Genomic DNA, 20,033 nt, shown 5'->3' with positions numbered 1-20,033 from the left:
GTTCCAGTGCAAAAAATATTGAATTCTAGAGTAATCCTTTTTTTAATTTTACTTTATGTCACTAAACTAAATAATTTATTGATAAATTCAACTTTAGCAAGGGCACATCGATTTATACCATCAACTTGCCCTTGTTTTATCATATGAAAAGCTTCAATTCCTTTTAAAGTTTTTCTTGTTGTATTAAAGGATTCAAATCCTAATCTTGATTTTTTAACTATGATATCACATAAAAGTTTTTTGCACTAGAACTGTTAATCTTAAAGTCAATACTATTTTTTTCTTAAAATGATAATTAAAAAAGGGTCGATTTGCATAAGAAAATCTAACCCTTAATATAATTAAATCACCATTTTTTCAGTTTTAAATCTAATTTTAGGTTTGGACTTTACACATATTTAATTATATACTCCATTTTCAAATAAGCCTGATTTTTAAATTATCTAGCTTTATATCTTTTCTCAATTATATTAACTATTTGATACATCAATAGAGCACATATTGCAAGAACGAATACACCCATCATAACAAGATCTAGCTTAAATACCTGACCACCATAAACTATCAAATAACCTATTCCATATCTTGATACTAAAAACTCTCCAACGATAACTCCAACCCAGGACATACCTATATTAATCTTAACTATATTTATAATATTACCTACATTAGAAGGAAGAATAAGCTTTGTGAGTATTTGATATTTAGTTGCACCAAAGCTTTTTAGCATTTTTATTTTTTCTTCTTCAACGGTTATAAAATAGTTATAGGCTGAAAGTATTGTAACTACTATTGATATAGTAAGAGCTATAACTACTATTCCTGTAATTCCAGCTCCAGCCCATATTATAAGTATAGGAGCAAGTGCGGTTTTTGGAAGAGCATTTAATACAACTAAGAATGGATCTAATATTTTAGCCAAGTTTTCATTCCACCAGAGCATTATAGCTATTATTATCCCGCCTACAGTTCCAAGAATAAATCCTAAAACAGTTTCATATACGGATATTCCTACGTGTTTAAAGATTTCTCCATTTGAAGAATATCTTATAAACAGTTTGAATATGGCAGATGGTTTACTAGTTAAAAATACATCTATAAAGTTTAGGTTAGCAGCCATTTCCCAGATTAGTACAAACAGTACAAGTACTAATATTTGATAGAATATTATTTTTCTTTTATTGGATTTAACTGATTTTAAATAAGCTTTATATTCGCTAGAGTAGTTTGTCTTTTTCATCTATATCAAGCTCCTTCCATATAGTATTGAAATAATCTTTAAACTCAGGAGCCTCTCTTGATGAAAGAGGTGTTTTTTCGTCTTTCACTGTAAGATCTATCTTATATATATGTTTTATTGTAGCCGGTCTTTTGGATAAAACTGCTATTTTGTCTGCCATTGATATGGCCTCTGATATATCATGTGTAACCATTATAGTAGTCTTATTTTCATTCTTTATAATCTGAGCTATATCATTACACACCAAAAGTCTAGTTTGATAATCAAGTGCTGAAAAGGGTTCGTCTAAAAGAAGTATATCTGGATTAACAGCTAGTGTTCTAATCAAAGCAACTCTTTGTCTCATACCACCTGAAAGCTCTTTAGGGTAGTTGTTTCTGAACTCCCATATATCATAAAGCTTAAGAAGTCTTTCTATCTTTTGTAAAGCTTCATCGTTTAATTTCTTTTGTATTTCTAGTCCTATTTTTATATTATCAATTATAGTTCTCCATTCAAGCAGATGATCTCGTTGGAACATATATCCTATTTTGCCGTTCAGTATAACTTCTCCTTTGGTAGGAGTTATAAGGCTTGATAATATGTTCATTATTGTAGATTTACCGCAACCAGACGGACCAACAAGTGCTAGAATTTCTCCTTCTTCTAAATTTAAATTAATATCTTTTAAAACTTCAAGTTCCCCTTCTAGAGTATAGTAATTCATAGAAAGATTTTTTATTTGAACAATAGGATTCACGTACTCACCCCCGAGATGATAATACATAGTATAGTTTATATTATTAATGTAGAGGGAATTTTGTACCTAGAATAGGTGTATAAATTAATTTACGCAAAATGATAAAGTACTTATAAATAATTTAAAGATAAAGATTTTGGCTTAGCAGTAATAGTTGTAGTGGTAAATAATAACGGAGACACAAAAAATGCTATATCGAAGGAAAAAGAACAAAAATGATTTTATATGACCAAACTATTAAAAATATGTACTTTTATACTACTTAAATACAATTATAAAATAGTAACCTTGTAGTGTAGAATTCAATAAAAAGACTAATTGTCAATAATTCCAATGTGAATTTATAGAACTTCTTTTAAGTTTATTGAAAGGAGTTTTATTATACAAATAAATATAATAATATTCTTCAATAAGATTAAAAGATAAAGTTATATTTGATTTATATGTATTTGCTATGCTGCTTTCTACTAAAAAAGCAGTTTCAAGTATTTCTTTAATCATATTTGGATTCATTAATAAATCTTTTGATACAACAATCTACTAATGAAGGAGATAAAATAATAATTCAACAGCCTGTATATAGTCCATTTGCTAATGTTGTTAACGATAACAATAGAGAATTGGTTGTAAATTCTTTGAAGAAGGATGAAAACGGAAGGTATGTAATGGATTATGAAGATTTAGAAAGTAAAATAGATAAAAATGTTAAATTATTTATTCTTTGTAATCCTCATAATCCGGTTGGTAGAGTATGGGAAAGAGAAGAACTTGTAAGATCAGGGAAAATTTATTTAAAGAATAATATCACTATGTATTTCTGATGAAATACATAGTGATATTATTTTTGAAGGCTATAAACATACACCATTTGCGTCTATTAGTGAAGAATTTGCTAAAAATAGTATAACTTATATTGCATCAACTAAAACATTTAATATAGCAGGACTTCAAACTTCAGTAGTAGTTTTACCAAATGAAGATGATTATAAGATGTTAGATAAAGCTTTTACTACAATAGATATAAAGAGAAATAATTGTTTTAGTCTTGTAGCTACTGAAGCCGCTTATAATAATGGAGAAGAGTGGTTAGAAGAGTTATTGCAATATTTAGAAGGAAATGTAGATTTTTCAATTGATTATGTTAAAACAAATATTCCGCAGATAAATGTAGTAAAACCAGAAGGAACTTATTTAGTAAAATGATTTTTGTTATATCATCACATACTAAAAGTCGAGTTTGATAATCTCATGCTGAAAAAGGTTCATTAAGAAGTAAAATATCAGGATTTACTCATAGTCTTTTAATCAAAGAAACTCTTTATCTTATACCACCTGAAAGATCTTTAGGATAGTTATTTTTGAACTCCCACATACCATAAAGCTTAAGAAGTTTTTCTATCTTTTCTAAAGGATTCAAATCTTAATCTGAATTTTTTTACTATGATATCACATAAAAGATTTTTGTAGCAAAACATCATAAAAGTAGTTTTATAATAATAGAATAGTATATCAAGAAAAATTAATTCTTGGGGGGAAAATTAATGTAAGGGGGTTGTTGTTATGGATTATAAAAAAGAATTATTAGCAGTAGAACAAATTCACCAAGCAAGTTTAAAAATACTTGCTGAAATTGGGGTTGAGTTTGGTAGTAAGAAAGTAGATGAAATCTTCAGAGCAAATGGGTTCAGACAAGAAAATGGAAGAACATATTTTACTGAGGAACAAATTAACAAGTATTTAGATATGGCAACTAAAGAATTTACTATTTATGGAAGAGATGAGAATTATTTTATCAATATAAACACAGAGGATGTAAATTATTGTCCTGGTTACGGATCGCCATTGATAACTAATGCAGATGGAAGCATTAGAGAAGCTTTGTTCGATGATTATCTAAAGATGGCTAATCTATTTCATATGGAAAAATCATTTAAAGTAAATGGTGGTATTATTGTTCAACCATCGGATATAGATCCAGAAATAAGTATACCAGCAATGATATATGCTGCAATAAAACGTTCTTCAAAAGTACTCTTTGGTATTCAAGGTGCTAAAAAGGGCCAGATAGATATATTTAATATGCTTGAAATTGTATTTGGAGGTAAAGAAGAATTAAGGAAAAAACCTAGATACATAGTATTATCAACACCTACTAGTCCTCTTAGAGTAGATTTAAGTGCAATAGATACATTACTACTTGGTTGCGAGTATAATCAACCTATTGCTGTTTGTTCAGCTTGTATGCCTGGTGCAACAGCTCCTGTTACACTCGCTGGTGCAATTGCAATGTGCAATGCTGAAATGTTAAGCTCGATAGTATTAACTCAACTTGTAAATCCAGGAAATCCTGTAATGTATGAGTTTGCATGTTACGGCTCAAATGTTCAATCAGGGAATGCATCTATAGGATCACCAGAGTTGATTAAAGCAGGTAGATATGGATCATTACTTGCTAAGAAGTATGGATTAGCTTGTAGAACTGGTGGTGGTTTATCGGATGCAAAAGGAGTTACTGCTCAAGCTGGAATTGAAACAGCTATGAGTCTATTCCATACAAATTTATATAAATCAAATCTTGCCATGCATTCAGCAGGAATATTAGATTCTTTTGCAACAATGAGCTATGAAAAATTAATGCTAGATTTTGAAGTAATAGATAGATGTGCTAATTATTTTGATGATATCGAAGTAAATGAAAATACTCTAGCTTTTGATACTATAAAAAAAGTGGCAGAAAAGGGTGGCATTTTCCTAGATCAAAAACATACAGTTAAAAACTGCAGAAAAACGTATATTCCACAAGTGAGTTTAAGATCTAAGTTGCCACAAGGAAAGGATCCAAATGAAGCACTTTACGAATCTATGAATAAAAGAATAGAGAAACAGTTAGCAGCATATGTTAAACCTGAATTAGATCCTACAATAGAAAAACAACTAGATGAATATATGTTAAGTATTGGGATGAAACCAGAAGATATTAAAAAAGTTTAATCTGCATTATAAAGCTGACTGTTGTAAAATTGAATTTGCTCAGTCAGCTTTTTATTACTATTTATTAATATAAAGGGGAGGAATAGTATGAAAGAAAATAAAGGCACAACTAATATTGTAAATAAACAAGTGTTTTGGCCACCTGCAATATTACTAGTTGCTGTTGTATTATTTGGAGTAATATCTCCAAAGTCTTTAGGTGCGGCTGCTAGTTATGCATTCAATTTTTGTATAACATATTTCAGTTGGTTTTATGCTTTAGGTATGAGTATATTATTTGTATTTGTAATATGGGCAGGGTTTAGTAAGTATGGAAATATTATATTAGGTGGGCCTGAAGCAAAGCCTGATATGTCGTTTTTTACATGGTTTGCAATTGCTCTTACATCCGGAATCGCTATTGGAATAGTATTTTATGGAGTTGCAGAACCGCTTGGAAACTATACTAATCCAGCACCTTTTATGGGGTTAATACCTAGATCAGCAGAAGCAGCTGAGGGTGCACTTAGAACCGTATATTTACATTGGGCCCTACATCCATATGCTACGTATACGTCATTTGGTTTGTGTATTGCATTTTTACATTATAATGGTAAAAAAAGCTTTAAGATTAGTACTGGTTTATATCCCCTTTTAGGCAATAAGGTAAATGGTCTTGCAGGTAATTTAATAGATGCTCTTTGCATTTTTAGTATAGTAGCGGGTATAGGAACTTCTTTAGGAGTAGGCGCTATGCAATTAGCTGGAGGACTAGGATATACTACTGGTATTGCATTTGAATCTATGGTATTGGTTTGGTTTGCGATAATTGCAGCTATGGCTGTATTTTATACAGTGGCAGCTTGTACTGGACTGCATAAAGGTATTACTGTAATTAGTAATTTAAATGTATATATCTATTTTGCTTTACTAATTTGGGTATTTATTTTTGGACCTACTTTATATATTTTAAACAATACAACTTCGGCATTGGGAGATTATTTAAGCACAATGCTTGCACAATCTCTATATTTAGAACCTGCACTCCAAACTGGATGGGTTGGAGGTTGGACAATTTTCTATTGGTCATGGTGGTTAGCATTTGCGCCAATGGTAGGATTGTTTTTAGTAAAATTAGCAAAGGGAAGAACAATTAAAGAATTTGTATTAGTAAATTTCTTCGCTCCAGCGGTATTTGCAGTTGTATGGTTTGGTGTATTTGGGAGTGCAAGTATTTTCATGGAACATTTTCAAGGAATATCTATATCCGGTGAAATTTCGAAATTAGGTGTGGAAGTTGCAATGTTTGCTTTTTTAAAGAACTTACCTTTGCCGGGATTGTTAACTGTCTTAGGATTTTTAGCTATTATATTCTCTTTTGTTACATTAGCTGAATCTATGACACTAACACTTGCTAATATGACTTCAGCTAGTTATGAAAGCAATAAAAATGAACAGGATGCTCCAAACATCTTGAAAATATTCTGGGGTGCATTAATGGGTGGTATCGCATTTATATTACTAATGAGTGGAGGACTTAAGGCGTTACAGACAGCTGTTGTAGTATGCGGATTGCCAATATTATTACTGGAGTTAATAATGTGCGTAGGATATATACAGTGTATGAAAAATGCTGAGAATTATGATGTAGTAGGAACTTTCGATATTAATGAAAGTGAAGATATAGAAAATTAGAAGATCAATAGAGAACCTAGTGAGCAAGAAACCGTGACACAAATACACTGTTTCATATATAAATATTTTATATATAATTATGGGGGGAGAAATAATGGATAAAGATTTAAGACAAATTCATGAAGCGTCAATGAAAATTTTAGAGGAAACAGGCATGAAAATACATCACCCGAAAGCTATAGAGATACTTAAAAAAAATGGTATTAAAGTTTGTGGAGATACAGCTTTTTTTACTGAAGATCAGCTGATGAAATGGGTTAATAAAGCGCCAAGTAGTTTTAATATATATGCTAGAAATCCTAAATACGATATGACTATTGGGGGAGATAATGTTGAATGTGCTCCTGGTTATGGAGCTCCTCTTATTTTAGAGGCTGATGGGAAAAAACGTCCGGCTCTTATAAAAGATTTTAAAACTTTTGTTAAACTTTTTCATCAAAGTGACTATTTTAAAATAAATGGTGGAATAGTAGTTCAACCAAAAGATCTTCCTTCAGAATCTACCCTTGCTATGATGCTATATTCGACTCTTAATTATACTGATAAATGTATTATGACTGGTTCTGGTAATGCTAAAGAAGTCGAAGAATTAATGGATATGTTAGGCATTGTTTTTGATGGTAAAGAAAAGCTTGCTGAAAAACCAAGAGCGATTACTATTGTAAATACAAATAGTCCACTTTATTTAGATAATAACGCAGCAGAAACGTTAATGGTTTATGCTAAATATGGTCAGCCAATGGTTGTTGCATCATGTACGATGGCAGGAACAACAGGACCGGTAACTTTAGCTGGTACTATTGCATTAACGAATGCAGAAGTATTATGTGGTATTGCACTTTCTCAGATGGTTAGAGAAGGTACTCCTGTACTATACGGTTCTCAAACAACTACCTCAGATATGAAAAGTGGAAGTATAGCAATTGGTTCTCCTGAAGGATCTCTATGCTATGAATATGCAGCAAGACTTGCTAAAGCATATGGAATTCCTTGTCGTGGTGGTGGAACAATCAGTGATGCTAAAACAGTATCTGCACAAAGTGGATATGAAAGTATGATGACTTGTTTAGTTTGTCACCAAAATAAAATGAACTATATTATTCATAGTGCAGGAATAATGGATTCTTTTGGTTGTATGTCATATGAAAAATTCATTGTAGATTTAGAAATTATAGGAATGGTTAAACGCTACCTTGATAAAGTAGTTATTAACGAAGATACGCTAGCGTTAGATCTTATTAATGATATAGGTCCAGCAGGTCAATTTATAACAGCACCACATACGTTAAAACATTGTAGAAAAGAACCGTTTTTACCAAATGTTAGTATAAGGGGCTCGGTAAGTGGAGATCCTGATGAGAAACTATTAAAGAATATCAATAAAAAGAAAAAATCTATGCTAGATAAATATCAAAAACCTGAACTTCCAGATGATATCCAAAAACAGCTTAAGCAATATTTAGTTGAAAAAGGAGTAGATATTCAATTAATTGAAAGTATATAAATAGATATGGTTCAGGTGCAAAAATATTATATCGAAGGAAAAAGAACAAAAATGACTTTATATGACCAAACTATTAAAAATCATGTACTTTTATACTACTTAAATACAATGATAAAATAGAACCTTGTAGTGTGGTTGAATAAAAGACTGATGGTCAATAATTCCAATTCAAATTTATAAAACTCCTTTCAAGTTTATTGAAAGGAGTTTTATTATACATATAAAAGAAATACAATACTATTCTTCAATAAGATTAAAAGACCAAGTTATATTTGATTTATATGTATTTGCTACACCACTTTCTACTAAAAAAGCAGTTTCAAGTGTTTCTTTAATCATATCTGGATTCATTTTTTTACCTTTAATATTGTAAATAAGATGCATTTTTTCAATTGGCTTTGGAGCAATAGAGCCTCTTTCTCCAGTAACACTTACTTCGTATTCGGAAATTTCAGCACCTTTACTCTTTAGCATTGCAATAGTATCTACACTTGTACATGCTGCAACAGCATGAAGAAGTACCTCAATTGGTTTAGGGCCTAATACCTTTCCGTCATTCATTTCTGATGGGCCAGCCATCACCAATTTTGATCCTTCTGGAGTAGTACCTTCAAATACAATTCCTTCTCCCATCCATTTTACTAAGGCGTTTAGTGTCATAATAAATTCCTCCTAATTTATAATTTTGTATGCGTTTAACTAAATAATAACTCATAGTATAAAAAAAGAAAAATTGATATAATAAATCATAATCATATAAAAAATCTATGGATGTAGAAAGGAGAAGTATATGGAATTTCGTCAATTAAAAACATTCATTACAGTAGCTGATCTCAATGGTTTTACTAGAGCAGCAGATGTATTAGGATATACTCAACCTACAATTACATCACAGATACAGTTGTTAGAGAGCCAACTTGGAGTTCGCTTGTTTGAGAGGATTAGAAAGAATATTTCTCTTACCCATGAGGGGGAGAAATTCCTTGTTTATGCAAGACAGATTATTAATCTTTGTGAAGAGGCAAAAGATATAGTTACAGATAAATCCATGACAAAAGGGGTTGTGACGATTGGTGCACTGGAGTCACTATGCACAACACGCCTACACAGCCTTCTAAAAGTGTTTCACTATAAGTTTCCTGATATTGAAATAGTATTGAGAACTGTAAAATCTAATGAACATAAACAACTTTTACTAGATAACCACATTGATGTAGCTTTTTGCCTAGATAATAGGGTTACAAGTTCTGAATTTATTGTTGAATTAGCTGTACCTGAGCCGTTAGTATTGCTAGCAGAGCCAAACCACTATCTTGTAAAATATTCTGATGTATATCCACAAAATATTGTTAATTATCCTCTTATTTTAGCAGAGGAAGATTGTAGTTATAGGAGAACTATGATTTCTATATTAGGTGATTATGGATTGACTCCCAAAATTATGGAAATAGGGAATATTCAAGCTATGAAACAGCTTGCAATGAGTGGATTGGGTATAATACTTTTACCGAAGATTACAGTTGAAGAAGAGTTATCAAAAGGGAAGCTTGTTGAACTAAACTGGTGTGGTCCTTCTTTTGAATTTTTGACACAGGTAATTTACCATGAGGATAAATGGATGTCACCTGCTTTACAGACTTTTCTGAATGTAACTAAGGAAATCTTTCCGATACAGTATTGTAAGAGTGGGAAAATATAAATTTACAAGAAGTTAAAGAGCAAAAGAAAGAGGTCAAATATGAAGAATAGAGAATTAGCTATCGTAACATTAAAAAATGAAGCTGCAAAAATTTATTCTAGACAAATAAAAGATTTTTTAGGTGATAATATAAAAATAAAAATATATGCGTTTGAAAATGGAGAAATTGAAGTTATTAAAGAAAAATTAGTTTTGTTATCAACATATTTAAAGTATGATGAAGTAAAAAAGCATACATATGATGATGCACAAATAATAATACCTAGAATTACTTTGACAAAATCAAGCATTGACAAGATTAGGAAAATAGAAAAAGGGAAAGATGTATTATTATTTAATTTAAGTTTAGATATGTCTTTAGAAACTATTTCACTAATATATCAATTAGGCATTGATCATATAAATCTAATTCCTTATTATCCTGAAATGAAAAAACTACCTGACGTTAATATTGCTATAACTCCAGGAGAGAAAGGGTTAATTAAAGATAAAGTTAAAGAAGTTATAGATATAGGACATAGAGTACTTGAGTTGAGTACTATAGTTGATGTTGCTGTAAAATTAAATTTAGATTATTTGATTGGTGATGAAAAAACACAAAGGTATTTTAAAAATACAATAACTAATAGCTGTGGACTAGAAAAATTATTAGGAGAAACAAATAAACTTGGAAATCAATTTGATATATTGATGAAAGTTTTAGATGATGGAATTATTTGTACTAATGTAAAAGGTATAGTGTATTTTTATAGTCATATAGCTAGAAAAATTATAAATATAGATGAGAATGAAATGGTTGGTAGACATATAGGAGAGTATATAAATGAAATAAATTTTGATGAGATAATTAATGGAAAACAGTCTTTGGGTGAAAAACTTATTAAAATAAATGGACGTGATGTTTCTTTTGAGATAAAGTATGTTAAATTTAATAGTTTCGATGGATTTATAATTAAATTGAAGACATTTAGTTATTTAGAAAAAAAACAGACAAAATTAAGAGCTCAACTTCTTAAGAAAGGGCATGTGAGTAAATATACTTTCGATGATATTATAGGTATTAGTGAAGAGATAAATAATACTAAGGAAATAGCTAAAAGAATGGCGAAATCTAATTCATCAATTTTAATAATAGGTGAAACTGGAACTGGAAAAGAATTATTCGCTCAAGCTGTACATAATGAATCTTATAGAAAAGAAGGTCCTTTTGTAGCTATAAATTGTGGAGCTTTTCAAGAGAGTTTGTTACAAAGTGAATTATTTGGATATGAAGAAGGGTCGTTTACGGGAGCTAAAAAAGGAGGAAAATTAGGCTTATTTGAAATTGCACATAATGGAACTTTGTTTTTAGATGAAATAGGAGAAATGGATTTGAATTTGCAAGCTAAGTTATTGAGAGTAATACAAGAAAAACAAGTTAGAAGACTAGGGTCTGATAGATTGATAGATATAGATGTTAGGATTATTGCTGCTACTAATAGAGAATTAAAGGAACTGGTAAAGGAAAAAAAGTTTAGAAAAGATTTATATTTTAGATTAAATGTATTACCATTAGACATTAAACCTTTAAGACAAAGGAAAGAAGATATTATTCTTATACTTGAAAATATAAAGAAAAGTTTAAAGTCAAAGTTTTCTTTAAGTAATGAAGTTGAAAAGATATTTTTAAATTATAATTGGGAGGGAAATGTAAGGGAACTTAAAAATATAATAGAATACTTAGCTAATTTAGATGAAAAGATAATACAATTTCATCATCTTCCTAAATATATGGTCGAAGATATTGATAGTCTTCAAAGGATGCATGTTAAAGAAAGTGAATTTAAGCGAAATGAAAGTGATTATATATTTGTTTTAAATGAACTTAAAAAAGCTTATGAAAGAAAAGAAAGAATTGGAAGGAAAAAAATATATAATATTGCTGTTAAAAAAGGTGTATTTTTATCTGAACAAGAAATAAGATCTATTTTATTAGAATTGAATGAACTGGAATTAATTCAAGTATTAAAAGGTAGAGGTGGAAGTGTAATAAATGAATGTGGTTTGAAATTTTTAGAAGATAATAAAATGGGTTAAATGGCGAATTAGGTTTTGCTGTTTAACCCATTTGTTATTTAAAATAATTTAAATTAGTGTAGGGTTAAGACAATTCAAAAAATTGATATTAACAAACATTGAAAAATAGATAAGTTTCATGAAATAAAAAAATATTTGTTTTTGGCATGATATTTGCTAATTATATTTATGTGATAAATATTTAATTTTTATTAGGAGGACTTTTTATTATGAAGTATGATTTTGATTGTATAATCGACAGAAGTGATAACTTTTCAGCGAAGTGGTCTGAAATGGAGAAAAAATATGGAAGTAATGATTTACTTCCTATGTGGGTAGCTGATATGGACTTTAAGGCAGCTCCTTGTATAGTAGATGCTATTAGAGACAGGCTTGATCAGGAGATTTACGGTTACACAACTAGACCGGATTCTTATAATGAGTCTATAGTGAACTGGGTTAAAAGAAGACATAATTGGGATATTAAAAGTGATTGGCTTATTTATAGCCCTGGGGTTATACCTTCAATAAGTCTTTTGATACAACAACTTACTAATGAAGGAGATAAAATAATAATTCAACAGCCTGTATATAGTCCGTTCGCTAATGTTGTTAAGGATAATAATAGAGAATTGATTGTAAATTCTTTGAAGAAGGATGAAAACGGAAGATATGTAATGGATTATGAAGATTTAGAAAGTAAAATAGATAAAAATGTTAAATTATTTATTCTTTGTAATCCTCATAATCCGGTTGGTAGAGTATGGGAAAGAGAAGAACTTATAAGATTAGGGGAAATTTGTTTAAAGAATAATATAAAGGTTATTTCTGATGAAATACATAGTGATATTATTTTTAAAGGTTATAAGCATACACCATTTGCGTCTATTAGTGAAGAATTTTCCCAAAATAGTATAACTTGTATTGCACCAACTAAAACATTTAATATAGCAGGACTTCAAACTTCGGTAGTAGTTTTACCAAATGAAGATGATTATAAGATGTTAGATAAAGCTTTTACTACAATAGATATAAAGAGAAATAATTGTTTTAGTCTTGTAGCCACTGAAGCCGCTTATAATAATGGAGAAGAGTGGTTAGAAGAATTATTGCAATATTTAGAAGGAAACGTAGATTTTTTAATTGATTATGTTAAAACAAATATTCCACAGATAAATGTAGTAAAACCAGAAGGAAGCTATTTAGTGTGGTTAGATTTTAGTGAGTTAGGATTAGATGATGATGATTTGTCGAATTTAATTAAGGAAAAAGCAAAGGTAGCACTTAATACAGGTTTATCTTTTGGCCCTGAAGGAAAAGGTTATCAAAGAATCAATTTAGCCTGTCCAAGATCTATGGTTAAAGAATCTTTAGAGAGACTTAAAAAAGCTGTTGATTCACTTGAAAACAGTGTTTCTTTATAAAGTATTATTCTGATATTTTGATTAAAGAACAAATAAAGTTTAAGGAGGATGTTGAAATGGCAGAAAATATAAAACAAAAACCAACCTTTGGGTATTCACTGACTCTTATAGTTTCAATTGTAGTTTTAGTGATGGTTGGTATGATTGGATTTGGAGCATCTATTATTACTATGTTTTTATTGTCTTGGTTGATTGTTATCCCAGCTTCTATGAGATTAGGTTACAAAAACTCAGAATTAGAGGAATTTGCATATGATGTAGGAAAGGATGCATTTCAATCAAATATTATAATATTATCTGTAGGGGTACTGATTGGTGCTTGGATTGCATGTGGAACTATTCCTTCTATAGTTTATGGTGGATTAAAAATTATTACTCCTAAATATTTTTTACTTACAACTTTACTTTTATGTTCTCTTACATCTCTTGCGACTGGGACTTCTTGGGGAACACTTGGAACAGCTGGTTTAGCTATGATTAGTATTGGCTCGAGTCTTGGAGTACCAGCAGGATTAACAGCAGGTGCAATTATTTCTGGAGCTTTCTTTGGAGATAAGATGTCTCCATTGTCTGATTCTACAAATCTTGCTCCAGCAGTTTGTGGAGGAGAGTTAATTAGCCATATCAAGCATATGATATATACAACCGGGCCAGCTTATATTATTTCAGCAGTTTTATATACAGTAATTGGATTTAAATATGCAGATAAAACTATTGATTATAATCAAATTAATCAGGTACTAGGTATTTTAGATTCAAATTTCAAAATAGGATTTGTTGAATTTATACCTATTATATTTTTATTTATTCTTTTACTTATGCAAAAGCCAGCAATTGTATCTATTCTTAGTTCAGCTGTTGTTGGTTGTGTTCTTGCAGTATTTAGACAAGGAGAAGCTGTGTCTGATATTTTAAACTATCTTTTATCAGGATATTCGATTGATACAGGTATGGTTTATGCAAATAAACTACTAAATCGTGGTGGAATTATGAGTATGGCTGAAACTGTATTGCTTGTATTTATAGTATTTTTAATAGCTGGAATATTACAAAAGGTTGGATTTTTAGAAGCTCTTTTAACTCCAATGATTGAAAGAATAGGGAACTCAAGAACAAAACTCGTTGGCTGTACTTTTATTGTAAGTTACTTTACAAATGCTTTTAGTTCTTCTATGATGTTTACATCTGTACTTGTGGGTACCTTGATGACACCACTGTATAAGGAATTTAGACTTAAACCAGAAAATTTATCCAGAATTATTGAAGATACAGCCACTCTTGGAGCACCTTTAATTCCTTGGAATTCAAATGCTATATTTGCAAGTCAAACACTTGGAGTAAGTCCATACGAGTTTATTCCATATTGTTTTTTAAACTGGATTACACCTATTATTTCACTTTTCTATGGAGCAACAGGAATTACAATGACTACATTTGATGAAGAATTGGAAGTCCAAAATACAAGTGCATGTTGCTTAGAAAATAATGAATAGATATGGAATTTCATTATTACTATATAATTCAGGATATTATTGGAGTGCTTCTTGCTTTTATAAATCTAAGATTAGCTTATTTATGTTTTAGGATGATTAAAGTAAAGGGGATTTTAAAAAACTTATTAGTGCATTTAATTTATTATATTACTTGTTTTATAGCTGGATTTAATCTGTTAATTTCACCCTTTGGCTTAAGAGCATGGACTATGAGTTTAGGGATATTCTTTTTAGGATTAATTTTAAAGATTATAACTAATTATAAAATTCAAAAGTATTGAAATAAGTAAAAAATTTTATAAGGAAGTTATATTTGATAATGCTTATTTATTCAAATATGACTTCCTTTTATTATTTAAAATGTCTTTTTCCTCTAAAGATAAATATTTCTACTTAACATTAAAATAACATCAAATCAATATACAATTAACAAAATTTATATATACTTGTCCATGGAATTAATAAAATTTACATAACGGAGGAATAATGAAATGCTTAGTAAAAAAAATTTAAAATCTAAGATTTTCGCAGGAGCATTGGCTTTTACGTTATTAGTAGGTAATTTTGGAAATAAACCTTTGGATAATGTATCAGCTAGTGGAAAAAGTGATATTAATGGTAAAGCTCCTAAATATGTATTTTATTTTATAGGAGATGGTTTAGGAGCTGCTCAAAGACAAGCAGCAGAATATTATGTGCAAGAAACGACAAAAAATAAAGATTTTAAACTAAACATAAACAATTTACCATCTGTTGGTATTAATACTACTCATTCTTTAAATTCTTTAGTAACTGATTCAGCAGCAGCAGGAACAGCTTTAGCGACAGGAAATAAAACTAATAATGGAGTAATTGCAAAAACGCCAGATGGAAAAGATGTAACAACTTTAATTGAAGAAGCTGAAAGAAATGGAAAAGCAACAGGTATAGTAACAACTACTAGACTAACTCATGCTACTCCTGCATCATTTGCATCTCATAATATTAGCAGAAATAATGAAAATGAAATAGCATTAGACTACTTAGATAGTGGAGTTGATTTCTTTGCAGGTGGTGGAGCAAGACACTTCCTTCCACAAGGCTGGGTTGATGCTATGCCGAGTATTGGCAAGTCAAAGAGAACAGATGATAGAAACTTATTATCTGAATTTGATGACCAAGGCTATAAAGTATTTTATGGAGCAGAGCAATCAGATAGTTTTAGAAATTATAAGCCATCTGAACAAGAAAAGGTGTTTGCTGCATTTACGGGATCACATATGCCATATGAAATTGATAGAATGCAAAACAATAATGTTCCAAGTTTAGCTGAAATAACTGATAAAGCTATAGAAACTTTATCAAAAGATGAAGATGGGTTTTTCTTAATGGTTGAAGGTGGAAGAATAGACCATGCAGGACATGCAAATGATTTAACAGGAGTTATTCATGATGTAGTAGCTTTTGATAAAGCTGTAAAAGAAGCTATAGATTTTTATCAGGAACATAAAGATGAAACTTTAATAGTTGTAGTAGGAGACCATGAAACAGGTGGAATGGGACTTGGATTTGGCAAAAATTATTTCCTAAAATTAGATCAACTAAAAGATGTAAAAGTTTCAGTTGAGGATACGTTACAAAATGTATATAACGGAAATAGAGAAGAGTACATAAAATATATACAAGATAATTTTGGATTGAAAGATTTAACGCAAGAAGAATTAAAAGAATTAAATAAGGCTATGGATATAGTTGATAAGGGACAAAAAGATGAAAAAACATATGGATCTTATAATCCTGTTGCTATAGCAACTACTCATATATTATCAAAAAGAGCAAATGCTTACTGGACAACTTTTGCTCACTCTGCAACTCAAATACCTATGTCAGCAATAGGGGTAAATGCACAAGCTTTTGAAGGATTTAAAGATAATACTGAAATAGCAAAAACTATGGCTGAGATAATGGATTTTAAATTAACTGAAATTAAGAAAGCTAAATAATTTAATTAGTTTAAGAGTCAAGTTTATACTTGGCTCTTATTATATAATTATTAAATGATAAGAGGTGCTGATATATGAAAAGGCAATACAAGATTTTTATATTTTTGTTTATTTTATTTTTAGTATTTTCTGTAGTCCATGGTTATAGTGATTACAAATCACAAGAGAGCAATGATTATATAGAAGCTAAAGCTAAAGTATTAAAAGCTGATAATAGTAATGTTAATCAAGCTGGTATATCTAGAATTGGAGACCAACAATTAGAAATTAAAATACTTAATTCTAAATTTAAAAATAAACAAATAAATTCAGTAAACCATTTAGTTGGGAGTTTAGAAATTGATGAATTTTGTAAAGAAGGTGATACAATATTAGTTTCGTTAATGGTTGAAAATGATATGATTACTGGAGCAAAAGTAGTTTCTTTATATAGACAAGGTTGGCAATTAATATTATTTGCTGTATTTGTTTTATGCTTATTGGTTTATGCAAAGTTAATAGGATTAAAAGCACTTTTTTCTTTTATTGCAAGTCTATTTGTTATATGGCAATTTTTAATCACTAATTTATTAGAAGGAAAAAATCCATTAATAACTACGACTTTGACATTAGCATTATTATCAGCAATAATCATATTTTCTGTTGCAGGCTTTAATAAAAAAGGAATATCAGCATTTGTAGGGACTATATTTGGACTTATTTCAACTATAATAATAACTGTATTTTTTGGAAATCAAATGGAGTTATATGGAATGACAGCTCCTTTTGCTCAAACACTAATATTTAGTGGATATATGAATCTGAATATGCAACATATTTTTTATTCATCTATAATAATAGGAGCTTCTGGAGCCTCTATGGATATAGCTATGGATATAGCTGCTTCTATGGAAGAAATAAGAATAAACAAGCCTGATATATCCCGAAAAGATTTAATTAAATCTGGGTTTAATGTAGGAAGATCGGTAATAGGAACGATGACTACAACTTTATTATTGGCTTATTCAGGAGGGTATTTAACATTACTTATGTTATTTACGACTAGGCAAACAAGTTTAACTCAAATATTAAATTTAAAAATGGTATCAGCAGAAATAATGAGAACTGTAGTTGGTAGTATAGGGCTTATTCTAGTAGCACCTATAACTGCAGTTTTTGCAGGATGGATTTATTCATATGATTTTAAGTTTCAAAATGATTCAAATAAAAACAAAAATTTATATACTAGTAAAAAAATATCTGTAAAATAAATTTTGTAGATTCTATTACATGATGCGTATTGCTTTAAATAATTATTTAATAAAAAAAGATATGGTTTTATGAAAATACTAGAAATAAATATGATTTTATGGGGAAGATATAGGAGATTAATACTTTAAGAAAGGATGTTAGTATGTTAGACATAATATTAAGAACTATAATTTCTTTTATGGTGTTATTACTTCTAACTCGTATATTAGGAAAGAAACAACTGAGCCAATTAACTTTTTTTAATTATATAACAGGAATTACCCTTGGTTCTATTGCAGCTAATTTTTCAGCTCAATCAAATATTTCTTTAATAAATGGAATAGTAAGTTTGATTTGCTGGACTTTTCTAACTATCTTTATTGATTATATTTCTTTAAAATTTCCTAAAGCAAGAGTTGTATTAGATGGAGAGCCTACTATTGTAATAAAAAAAGGGAAAATACTTAATGAAAGATTAGCAGAAATGAGAATAAATATGGATGATTTGAGTATGATGCTTAGAAATGATGGTATTTTTTCAATTAGTGAAGTAGAGTATGCTATTTTAGAACCAGATGGTAAATTAAGTGTGTTGAAAAAAGTGGATTATCAAGAAGTTACAAAAAAAGATATGACTATAAAAGTAACTAAGCCTATGTATATACCTAGTGAAATTATTGTAGACGGGAAATTAATTAATAAAAATTTAAAAGAATTAAATATAAATCATGAATGGTTATATCAACAATTAAAAGAAGCTGGAATAAATAGAATTGACGAAGTATTTTATGCCGAAATAAAAAGTGATGGAACTATATATATAGATAAAAAATAAATTCTACTATATAAGGTTTTATATGCATTCACACTCATTATTATAATATAGTTAATATAATTTATATTATTAAGATAATGGGAATTTTATATATATGTATATAGTCTAAAAAATTAGAATAAATATTGTTTTAGTTTTGTATTTTGCGAAAAAACAACTTTCATTTTTGTTAAATGAGGGTTGTTTTTTTATTATAAATAAGTATAAATACGTTGGATTATTGTTGTTAAATTTGTTTTTGTATTGTAATTTAACAAGAAATAAACAAAAAAAACAAAAAACCAACATGGATTTAATATTCAGTTAACATGTATTCTTTAAAATGTAGTTAACAGATAAGTTTTGAAAGGAGCAAAACAATGAGGTTTATTACTGATCATCATGTACATACAGAATTCTCAGGAGATTGTAACACACCAATGGAAGATGTTATAAATAGAGCAATAGAATTGGGGTTAAAAGAAGTAATGTTTACAGACCATGTGGATTTTGATTTTCCAAATAATAAAATTTCATTTGAAATAGACTATGAAGAGTATATGAGAAGTATTAATAAATTTAGAAAGAAATATAAAGAAATTGATATTTTGATGGGAGTTGAAATCGGGTATCAGCCTAATTTAAATAACAAAATAGATAAATTACTAAGTTCATATGATTTTGATTTTGTAATTGGATCAATACATGCTTGGGAAGGAATAGAGCTTGATACAGGAAATTTGTTTAAAGGAAAAAGTCAACAAGAAGGATATATAAAATATTTTGAAATGTTAAAGCATACTATTGAGAATTTTGATAATTGTGATGTTTATGGACATTTAGATTTTATAGTTAGATATGGGAATTTTAAGAATAAGGTATTAAAGTATGAAGATTATAAAGCTATTATAGATGAAATATTGTATATGATTATAAAAAATGGAAAAGGAATTGAAGTTAACACATCAGGATTAAGGTATAAATTGGATAATTTTCATCCTAGTAAAGATATATTGACAAGATATTTTGAAATGGGAGGTGAAATAATAACTTTAGGATCTGATGCACATAGATGCAAGGACTTGTGTGCAGACTTTGATATAGCAATAGATCAACTTAAAAAAATTGGATTTAAACAAATTACGCAATTTAAAAACAGAAAACCAAGTTTCATAAAAATTTAAAACC

General features: G+C 29.2%; 17 protein-coding genes. 13 read left to right on the top strand and 4 right to left on the bottom strand.

Annotated elements, in window-relative coordinates:
• Positions 1-439 precede the first annotated feature (439 nt).
• The 3 genes from M2214_RS13355 to M2214_RS13345 all read right to left on the bottom strand — a co-directional run bounded on the left by M2214_RS13355 (position 440) and on the right by M2214_RS13345 (position 2,480).
• Positions 440-1,240, bottom strand: a complete 801-nt coding sequence (locus M2214_RS13355) for an ABC transporter permease (protein WP_248479539.1) — start codon at positions 1,238-1,240, stop codon at positions 440-442.
• On the bottom strand, positions 1,218-1,979 hold the full coding sequence (locus M2214_RS13350) for an ABC transporter ATP-binding protein (protein ID WP_248479532.1): 762 nt from the start codon (positions 1,977-1,979) through the stop codon (positions 1,218-1,220). The genes M2214_RS13355 and M2214_RS13350 overlap by 23 nt, the downstream gene beginning before the upstream one ends.
• Before the next feature lie 321 nt (positions 1,980-2,300).
• Positions 2,301-2,480: a hypothetical protein gene (locus M2214_RS13345; RefSeq protein WP_248479530.1), complete on the bottom strand. Its 180-nt coding sequence runs from the start codon at positions 2,478-2,480 to the stop codon at positions 2,301-2,303.
• A 2-nt stretch (positions 2,481-2,482) separates the two neighbouring features.
• Here M2214_RS13345 and M2214_RS13340 point away from each other — a divergent pair, with 2 nt between their 5' ends.
• From M2214_RS13340 to M2214_RS13320, 5 genes are all read left to right on the top strand, one after another.
• Positions 2,483-2,800, top strand: coding sequence for an aminotransferase class I/II-fold pyridoxal phosphate-dependent enzyme (locus M2214_RS13340; RefSeq protein ID WP_248479522.1), 318 nt, complete (start codon positions 2,483-2,485; stop codon positions 2,798-2,800).
• A gap of 169 nt (positions 2,801-2,969) precedes the next feature.
• A complete protein-coding gene (locus M2214_RS13335; RefSeq protein WP_248479520.1) occupies positions 2,970-3,182 on the top strand; it encodes a hypothetical protein in 213 nt (70 codons plus the stop codon).
• A gap of 357 nt (positions 3,183-3,539) precedes the next feature.
• Positions 3,540-4,970, top strand: a complete 1,431-nt coding sequence (locus tag M2214_RS13330) for a trimethylamine methyltransferase family protein (RefSeq protein ID WP_248479518.1) — start codon at positions 3,540-3,542, stop codon at positions 4,968-4,970.
• Between the two features lie 87 nt (positions 4,971-5,057).
• On the top strand, positions 5,058-6,644 hold the full coding sequence (locus M2214_RS13325; protein ID WP_248479516.1) for a BCCT family transporter: 1,587 nt from the start codon (positions 5,058-5,060) through the stop codon (positions 6,642-6,644).
• Positions 6,645-6,738: 94 nt separating this feature from the next.
• The gene (locus M2214_RS13320) at positions 6,739-8,148 is read left to right on the top strand and encodes a trimethylamine methyltransferase family protein (RefSeq protein WP_248479514.1); all 1,410 of its coding nucleotides are present in this window, start codon (positions 6,739-6,741) and stop codon (positions 8,146-8,148) included.
• Positions 8,149-8,385: 237 nt separating this feature from the next.
• Here the strand turns inward: M2214_RS13320 and M2214_RS13315 are convergent, their stop codons facing one another.
• Positions 8,386-8,808 (bottom strand): OsmC family protein, encoded by a 423-nt coding sequence (locus tag M2214_RS13315; protein ID WP_248479512.1) that lies wholly within the window; start codon positions 8,806-8,808, stop codon positions 8,386-8,388.
• Between the two features lie 130 nt (positions 8,809-8,938).
• Here M2214_RS13315 and M2214_RS13310 point away from each other — a divergent pair, with 130 nt between their 5' ends.
• From M2214_RS13310 to M2214_RS13275, 8 genes are all read left to right on the top strand, one after another.
• A complete protein-coding gene (locus tag M2214_RS13310; protein WP_248479503.1) occupies positions 8,939-9,847 on the top strand; it encodes a LysR family transcriptional regulator in 909 nt (302 codons plus the stop codon).
• Between the two features lie 39 nt (positions 9,848-9,886).
• On the top strand, positions 9,887-11,923 hold the full coding sequence (locus M2214_RS13305) for a sigma-54 interaction domain-containing protein (RefSeq protein ID WP_248479501.1): 2,037 nt from the start codon (positions 9,887-9,889) through the stop codon (positions 11,921-11,923).
• A 209-nt stretch (positions 11,924-12,132) separates the two neighbouring features.
• Positions 12,133-13,326 carry a MalY/PatB family protein gene (locus M2214_RS13300; protein WP_248479499.1) on the top strand — a complete coding sequence of 398 codons (1,194 nt, stop codon included), beginning with the start codon at positions 12,133-12,135 and terminating at the stop codon, positions 13,324-13,326.
• A 56-nt stretch (positions 13,327-13,382) separates the two neighbouring features.
• The gene (nhaC, locus tag M2214_RS13295) at positions 13,383-14,819 is read left to right on the top strand and encodes a Na+/H+ antiporter NhaC (protein ID WP_248479491.1); all 1,437 of its coding nucleotides are present in this window, start codon (positions 13,383-13,385) and stop codon (positions 14,817-14,819) included.
• Positions 14,820-15,310: 491 nt separating this feature from the next.
• Entirely contained in the window at positions 15,311-16,801 is a 1,491-nt protein-coding gene (locus M2214_RS13290) for an alkaline phosphatase (RefSeq protein ID WP_248479489.1), read from the top strand.
• A gap of 74 nt (positions 16,802-16,875) precedes the next feature.
• Entirely contained in the window at positions 16,876-18,051 is a 1,176-nt protein-coding gene (locus tag M2214_RS13285; protein ID WP_248479487.1) for a YibE/F family protein, read from the top strand.
• Positions 18,052-18,194: 143 nt separating this feature from the next.
• Positions 18,195-18,866: a YetF domain-containing protein gene (locus M2214_RS13280; RefSeq protein ID WP_248479485.1), complete on the top strand. Its 672-nt coding sequence runs from the start codon at positions 18,195-18,197 to the stop codon at positions 18,864-18,866.
• 359 nt (positions 18,867-19,225) lie between these two features.
• Positions 19,226-20,029: a histidinol-phosphatase HisJ family protein gene (locus tag M2214_RS13275; RefSeq protein ID WP_248479484.1), complete on the top strand. Its 804-nt coding sequence runs from the start codon at positions 19,226-19,228 to the stop codon at positions 20,027-20,029.
• Positions 20,030-20,033 lie beyond the last annotated feature (4 nt).

It is taken from the genome of Tepidibacter aestuarii (genome assembly GCF_934924865.1).
Taxonomy (GTDB): Bacteria; Bacillota; Clostridia; order Peptostreptococcales; family Peptostreptococcaceae; genus Tepidibacter_A; species Tepidibacter_A aestuarii.
Note: the sequence above shows the minus strand (reverse complement) of the source record. Positions and strands in the feature narration are given on the sequence as shown.

Excerpts from the sequence above, each read along its gene's own strand:
- M2214_RS13315 (WP_248479512.1), bottom strand. The coding sequence starts at position 8,808 with ATGACACTAAACGCCTTAGTAAAATGGATGGGAGAAGGAATTGTATTT.
- nhaC (WP_248479491.1), top strand. The coding sequence starts at position 13,383 with ATGGCAGAAAATATAAAACAAAAACCAACCTTTGGGTATTCACTGACT.
- M2214_RS13335 (WP_248479520.1), top strand. The coding sequence starts at position 2,970 with ATGTTAGATAAAGCTTTTACTACAATAGATATAAAGAGAAATAATTGT.
- M2214_RS13275 (WP_248479484.1), top strand. The coding sequence starts at position 19,226 with ATGAGGTTTATTACTGATCATCATGTACATACAGAATTCTCAGGAGAT.
- M2214_RS13290 (WP_248479489.1), top strand. The coding sequence starts at position 15,311 with ATGCTTAGTAAAAAAAATTTAAAATCTAAGATTTTCGCAGGAGCATTG.
- M2214_RS13300 (WP_248479499.1), top strand. The coding sequence starts at position 12,133 with ATGAAGTATGATTTTGATTGTATAATCGACAGAAGTGATAACTTTTCA.
- M2214_RS13355 (WP_248479539.1), bottom strand. The coding sequence starts at position 1,240 with ATGAAAAAGACAAACTACTCTAGCGAATATAAAGCTTATTTAAAATCA.
- M2214_RS13325 (WP_248479516.1), top strand. The coding sequence starts at position 5,058 with ATGAAAGAAAATAAAGGCACAACTAATATTGTAAATAAACAAGTGTTT.
- M2214_RS13305 (WP_248479501.1), top strand. The coding sequence starts at position 9,887 with ATGAAGAATAGAGAATTAGCTATCGTAACATTAAAAAATGAAGCTGCA.
- M2214_RS13310 (WP_248479503.1), top strand. The coding sequence starts at position 8,939 with ATGGAATTTCGTCAATTAAAAACATTCATTACAGTAGCTGATCTCAAT.
- M2214_RS13280 (WP_248479485.1), top strand. The coding sequence starts at position 18,195 with ATGTTAGACATAATATTAAGAACTATAATTTCTTTTATGGTGTTATTA.
- M2214_RS13285 (WP_248479487.1), top strand. The coding sequence starts at position 16,876 with ATGAAAAGGCAATACAAGATTTTTATATTTTTGTTTATTTTATTTTTA.
- M2214_RS13320 (WP_248479514.1), top strand. The coding sequence starts at position 6,739 with ATGGATAAAGATTTAAGACAAATTCATGAAGCGTCAATGAAAATTTTA.
- M2214_RS13345 (WP_248479530.1), bottom strand. The coding sequence starts at position 2,480 with ATGATTAAAGAAATACTTGAAACTGCTTTTTTAGTAGAAAGCAGCATA.
- M2214_RS13330 (WP_248479518.1), top strand. The coding sequence starts at position 3,540 with ATGGATTATAAAAAAGAATTATTAGCAGTAGAACAAATTCACCAAGCA.